Source organism: Acinetobacter sp. ATCC 27244 (assembly GCF_000156555.1).
In the GTDB taxonomy this organism is placed as follows: Bacteria; Pseudomonadota; Gammaproteobacteria; order Pseudomonadales; family Moraxellaceae; genus Acinetobacter; species Acinetobacter haemolyticus.
This window is the reverse complement of record NZ_GG665950.1, coordinates 204,017-210,015: the sequence shown is the minus strand read 5'-3', so window position 1 is coordinate 210,015 and position 5,999 is coordinate 204,017. Positions and strand designations below refer to the sequence as shown.

General features: G+C 38.8%; 6 protein-coding genes and 1 pseudogene. 3 read left to right on the top strand and 4 right to left on the bottom strand.

Annotated features, from left to right (window positions below; all coding sequences use genetic code 11):
• Nucleotides 1–295: pseudogene (locus tag HMPREF0023_RS16665) on the bottom strand (hypothetical protein); the annotation flags it as partial.
• Nucleotides 296–446: 151 nt separating this feature from the next.
• Between HMPREF0023_RS16665 and HMPREF0023_RS03145 the strand changes: the two are divergent.
• Nucleotides 447–866 carry a hypothetical protein gene (locus HMPREF0023_RS03145; RefSeq protein ID WP_008941186.1) on the top strand — a complete coding sequence of 140 codons (420 nt, stop codon included), beginning with the start codon at nucleotides 447–449 and terminating at the stop codon, nucleotides 864–866.
• A 51-nt stretch (nucleotides 867–917) separates the two neighbouring features.
• On the opposite strand, the gene HMPREF0023_RS03140 is transcribed toward HMPREF0023_RS03145, so the two are convergent.
• Complete coding sequence (locus HMPREF0023_RS03140; RefSeq protein ID WP_017396704.1) at nucleotides 918–2,414, bottom strand: flavin-containing monooxygenase; 1,497 nt, start codon at nucleotides 2,412–2,414, stop codon at nucleotides 918–920.
• A gap of 235 nt (nucleotides 2,415–2,649) precedes the next feature.
• Here HMPREF0023_RS03140 and HMPREF0023_RS03135 point away from each other — a divergent pair, with 235 nt between their 5' ends.
• Nucleotides 2,650–3,063: a hypothetical protein gene (locus HMPREF0023_RS03135; RefSeq protein WP_017396705.1), complete on the top strand. Its 414-nt coding sequence runs from the start codon at nucleotides 2,650–2,652 to the stop codon at nucleotides 3,061–3,063.
• Between the two features lie 95 nt (nucleotides 3,064–3,158).
• On the opposite strand, the gene HMPREF0023_RS03130 is transcribed toward HMPREF0023_RS03135, so the two are convergent.
• The gene (locus HMPREF0023_RS03130) at nucleotides 3,159–4,505 is read right to left on the bottom strand and encodes a S8 family serine peptidase (protein WP_005088399.1); all 1,347 of its coding nucleotides are present in this window, start codon (nucleotides 4,503–4,505) and stop codon (nucleotides 3,159–3,161) included.
• Nucleotides 4,506–4,575: 70 nt separating this feature from the next.
• Nucleotides 4,576–4,887 carry a hypothetical protein gene (locus HMPREF0023_RS03125; RefSeq protein WP_004641190.1) on the bottom strand — a complete coding sequence of 104 codons (312 nt, stop codon included), beginning with the start codon at nucleotides 4,885–4,887 and terminating at the stop codon, nucleotides 4,576–4,578.
• Nucleotides 4,888–5,476: 589 nt separating this feature from the next.
• Between HMPREF0023_RS03125 and HMPREF0023_RS03120 the strand changes: the two genes are divergently transcribed.
• The coding region (locus HMPREF0023_RS03120) for a hypothetical protein (RefSeq protein ID WP_008941184.1) at nucleotides 5,477–5,999 on the top strand (523 nt) is incomplete at its 3' end.

Sequence of the window (5,999 nt, the reverse complement as noted above, 5' to 3'; positions counted from 1 at the left end):
CCACATCGAGAATGAACTGTTCTCCGTAGTAATGCAATGCATCTTCATCATCATCGTTTGATATAAAAACAATCGGATAACCTGGCTGCAAAAAAACAAAACCATTATTATAAATATCAGGATTTTCACTATCTTGTTCATAATAATAGTTATATTTTTTTTCATTCAAAGGAGATCTTAGAAGATAAGCTTGTGAGCATGTTTCATCAATTAAAGAAATAACTTTTCCTACAAAATCATCATCTAATTCATCTTTCACGATATCTTGAATGTATAATTTTGAAGGAATATCCATAGATCACCCATAATAAAATTTAAAGTAACATCTTGCCACAATACCTACATTTCATATACGGCAAGTTACTATATAAAAAAACATAATTTCACTATATTTATTAATAATGAAAATTGATCTAAGCTAACTTTAATCGCACTTGTAAAATATCATGAAAAAACAGCAAACTCTATATATAGCAATCTTACTTTTGGCATCGTCTTCTCTCTGGGCAGCCGAAACAAATACAACTACGACGAATACAAACACTGCAACGGCAGAAAAAACACTCCCATATGGTGACAACCCTAGTCTCGGTCGAGTATTGCTATATAAAACAGGCAAAAGCATGCAAAACCTAGGTGAATCTATCCAAGGTGCATCTGAAAACACCTCACAAAAAATGAGTGAGAGATGGAAAAACACCAAAGAATATACCGCTGAACAATCTGAAATCGTTCAGGAACAAACGCAAAAAGCCAAACAATTTACCGCTAAAAAATGGCAAGACACCAAAGATGCGGTGGTTGGTACAAATGATGGAAATGTTCCTATTGAGCGTGCTCAACTCAGCCAACCGTCATCGAATTAAAAATAAAATACCTCTAATCAAAAGTTAGAGGTATTTATTAATGGCAGATATTTAAGCTGTTTCAGTTTCGAGCTTAACCTGATGATCAATCAGATATTCATTTAAGTTAAAACGGCTGAGTTGTTGACGCATCTTAAAGGTCGTCCACTGCCAGACCGTACTATTGCGCCCGTTCCGATCAATGAAATAACTCTGACAACCACCCTTGTTCCAAACCGTGGTTTGTAAAGCCTCTTGTACGCGTTGATTAAACTCAGCGATACGCACAGGATCAGGTTCTATGGTTTTGATATTATTTTTAATCGCTTGTTTCAACGCATCTATAATATAAGTGAGCTGCGCTTCAATAATGATAAAAGCCGAAGAACTCACCGCAATATTCGGTCCAAACATCAAGAAACCATTCGGGCAATCTGCCACCATCGTTCCCATATAACCTTCTGGACTGCCCTGCCATACATCAGACATGCTTTGTCCATAACGGTTATAGACACGCTGAGCTATTGGCGGTTCAGCCACCTCAAAACCCGTTCCGAGAATAATCACATCGGCTTCAAAGCTTGAACCATCACTGCCAATCAACTGTTTACCACTCACTTCGCTCAACGCCCCTGCGACAACATTGACATTATTTTGAGCTAAGGCTGGATACCATTCATTAGATTGCAGAATACGTTTACAGCCGATTACATAATTTGGTGTGACTTTGGCGCGTAACTCAGGGTCTTTGATGCCCTGTTTAATATGAAATTCAGCAATACGCTGTACTTGCCGCATTGCAGCATTGCTTTGCAATCCACCATTTAAGGTTTCAAAGATGCCATAGACTGAACCACGCATCACCGACTGAGTCACGGGAACATATTTAAATAAAGTTTGAATGGCACTTGGCAGTGGCATATCAGATTTTGGTAATACCCAATGCGGTGTACGTTGAAATACAGTGAGTTGTTTTACCAACGGCTGAATTTGTGGCACAAACTGAATTGCAGATGCGCCTGTACCAATCACCGCAACACGTTTCCCTGCTAAATCTAAGTCATGTCGCCAACGAGATGAATGGAAAATCTCACCTTCAAAATCTTTGAGACCTTTTACATTTGGGATCACAGGTTCATGCATTGGCCCACATGCCATGATCGCAAATTGTGAATGGAATTCACCTTGATTGGTTTTGATAATCCAACACTGTTTAACATCCGACCACGTTGCAGCTAAGGCTTCATGATTGAAATGAACATGCGGTAAAACTTGATATTTCTGCGCGGTGTTCTGTAAATATTGTTTGATTTCCGCTTGTCCCGCGAACACTCGACTCCATGTAGGATTCGGCTCAAAAGAATATGAATACAATGCCGATGGCACATCACAGGCACATCCCGGATAGGTATTTTCACGCCATACACCACCGAGTTCATTGGCTTTTTCGAGCAAGATGAAATCATGAATACCCGCTTGTTTGAGTTTAATCGCAGCACCTAAACCCGCAAAACCACCACCGATCACAATCACTCTATAAAATGGCACAGTCTTCGACTTGGTATTCATGACTCGTTTTTCCTTATTTTCATTCCGCATACAACATGGCATAAACTAAAAATAAGTTCATTAACCTGACTGACCTTTCCGATGGTCATTTTTGATACAAATTACTAATTATATTTTTATCTTTTCCAAAGAATTCATTATAAATTTACATGGCCATTTCAAAAACTAAATTGAACTTAACTCGCTTTGCCGACACACTGAAATGATTGATATTTATAGAACTGGAATTTCGCATATGAATGTAACGCCGTTAAAAGCACTTTTATTTTCAATCACCACAAGCCTTATCTTTACAGGCTGTTCTTCTTCTCCGATCCAGACAACTACAGCGACTCAAATTTTAGAACAAGTTCAAAATATCGAAGCAACCCCTACGACCGAAAACAATACCGCTCGACTTATTCAACAACCGAAAAATTGCTTTATTGAATTCACGGGTAATTTTGAGGGTGGTCAAGCTGTGGAGCATTGGATTTTTAATCGTCAAGGCTTGATCTCAGCCAGCACCAACACAACACAATATTCAAATAATACCAACTCACCCACTCAAACATCCGCCATATTTAATATTCAAGAACCAGCCATTCAAGCAAATTTTAAGAAGCTGCAAAGTAATTTTAGTGCTGACAATTTAGCTAAATGTCATTAATAATTTTAAAAAACTCGTTGCAGATTAAGATCATGCAACGAGTTATGGCACTTTTAAACGTACTCTAGATCAATTTAAACTATAAAAAATTAACCTTAATTGGATGATAAGCCGTTACTTGCAGCCAATACATCAATACGCGGGAAGACCAAACCAGTTCTCGTATCGGTAACTGACTTGCCTGTGACTCTCAAGCGATGAATAGTTTGATCAATGCTTTCCGTTGGACTCACACTATTGGCACGCAACAATGCTATCGCCCCTGCCACATGCGGTGCAGCTTGTGATGTTCCACCTTGTGTCTCACCACCTGCGGTAATCAATGCACCTGGTGCGAGTAAAGTGACCAGTGAACCACCATTGCTAAAACAAGTAACCTTATCCGCATTTGTAGTTCTATCAGTACAATTACTCCACGCTAAACTTCCCAGATTACTATCGTATACAGCACCTACACGCACGGCACCCGCAACACATGCTGGTGAAGATATCCCATCAGCAAATCCATCATTACCAGATGCGACGACAGGAACAACCCCGGCTGCACGTGCATTGGCAAAGGCAGTTGCGTAACTACTGTTTTGGCATTCCGAGGTGTATTTCACTCCAGGCACGCCCAAACTCATATTAATCGCTTTAATATTATAGGCTTGAGCATTATTTACTGCCCAATTTACACCTGCGAGAATATCACTATCATAGGCCGTGCTGACCCATTGCCCTTGGGATCTGACCTTTCTAAATGCATCGATACCAATAATTTTAGTTTTCGTCGCAACTTTAGCAACGATGGCCGAAACATTACTACCGTGCCCATCATCATCTAAGCTGCCATCGTCAGGTGCAGTATCAAAGGAATGCACCACGCGACAGGTTGAAGCTGGCGTATTGACTGCCGTACAACCAAAATCCGAGTGCTTATAATTCACCCCAGTATCGATCACCACGACACTCGAACCTTCGCCTGTATAGCCATTCGCTACAGCTTGAGGTTGATTGATTAATGGCAAACTTTGCATTGTGGTCGGTGTATTCTTACGATTTGGATATACTCCTTTGACTGAAGGATCATTTAGAACCTGAGCCAATGTTTTTCGGTCTTGAATTCGATAGAGTCCCATCGGTATTCCATTAAATTCGCGTAAAGTTTGGAAACCTGAAGCTTGAGCAAATTTTGCTTTAAACTGCGTTTTTCCCTCAGCAATATAACTCCGCTTTTCTGCACTTGGTGAAATATGAGAAAAATTCGTCTCATACTCGATGAGTAAATCATTCGACTCATTATTTACCAAAGCATTAAGATCGATCTTGCCTTTAGCAACTTTAGCTAAAGCAGTTGAATTCAACTGTTGCTTTAACTGTGTTGCACTCAGCGCTGCTGCTGTAGTATTGGTACTGTATAAAATACATAAACTTAGTAATAACAACGTTTTATTTTTCAATTTCTATCTCCATTGTTCTTGGATAAAGAACATGTATCTCTCATGGGCTTGGATAAAGACCATGCGATGATTAAAGCGTTTTAATTTGATTTGCTGGATCAGTTTCTGGATCTATCGGTTGAATCGCTGGGTCACTTTTGGTGTTATAAAATTGAGCCTCCTCTTCCGATGTGCCAGATTGGTTTAATAAAGTTGTTGTTTTAATCTCTTTTTGGTTAATCTCCTGCTGATTGAGTGGTTTGGATGGAACTTCAAGATAATCATCTTTCATCTGGTGGATATACAGATCATTTGATGAAGTCAGTGGGTCAGATGGTTGGAAATACAGTACGATCACGCCTAATCCAACCAATAAGAGTAAAAATGCCGCAATCATTTTCATTCATATTCTCCAATATTTCTTTTACTGCTTATTGCAAGGTTTTGTTTTAATCATCTATTAACCAATAATTATTAACATTAATATTCACATTAATTTTCATATTTTACAAACATTGAAATGAATTAAATGCAAATTGCGATAATACTTGGTTTTTAGACGGCAATTACCTCATAGTAGAATGGTTTGAGAGATGATAAGTTTTCTATTGAGATCAATAAATTTAATGAAAACTCAAAATAAATTTTCCACACTTTTATACCAAGCAATAAAAATGCCACTTTTTAATTTAAATCATGTTTGAGTAAAAATTAGATAAAAGAACGGCTCTTCTTCATTTTCATCGAGATTAGCTGCATCATAAAATAAGCTAATCACCAAGAGATACATAGATTTCAAACTTTAATTAAAACTATATATTTCACATATTTATAGTTTTAGGCATTCTCCACAATTTACCGCTAGAGTGTGTTTCTGCTGTAACGTGCTTGTAAAGTTTTGCTGAAATCCATAGCTTTCTCCTTTTTGCTCGCTATGATGCAATGGCGATTATGAAGTGCCCTGATATGGCACATCACTTAAGGAAACCGCAATGAAAAAAATGATCAAAACAGCTATCGTGACAACAAGTATTCTTGCTTCTGCATCAGTTTTTGCACAAAACGTTGGTGCAAATGCGAGTGGCTCAGCACAAGTTTCTGTACAGTCAAACGGCTTAATTAAAGGCGTTACGGGTGCAGTCAAAAATACAGCACAAGGCGTAGGTCAAACAGCTCAACATGTTGGTCATGCGGCTGTAAACACTGGGGTAAATGTCACCCAAAAAACGGTGGGCACTGCTGCAAATGTTGGCTCATCTGTCGTTCACACGACTGGTGCTGCTGTTAAAAATGGAAGCAACTACACGGTAAACAAAGCAGTAGATGGTAAAACTGTCGCTACTGAAACACGTGCAGAGGCTAAAAAACGTTATCAGGATCGTAAAGCTGAATCAAAATCAATTAGTCTAAATACACAAACTGGCGTTCATGTTGGCAACTCATCTGTGCAAGCACAAACAGGCTTGAATGCTGATCGAAAACAAGCACAAGCAGGTGCAAATGTTGGTGTAAAAG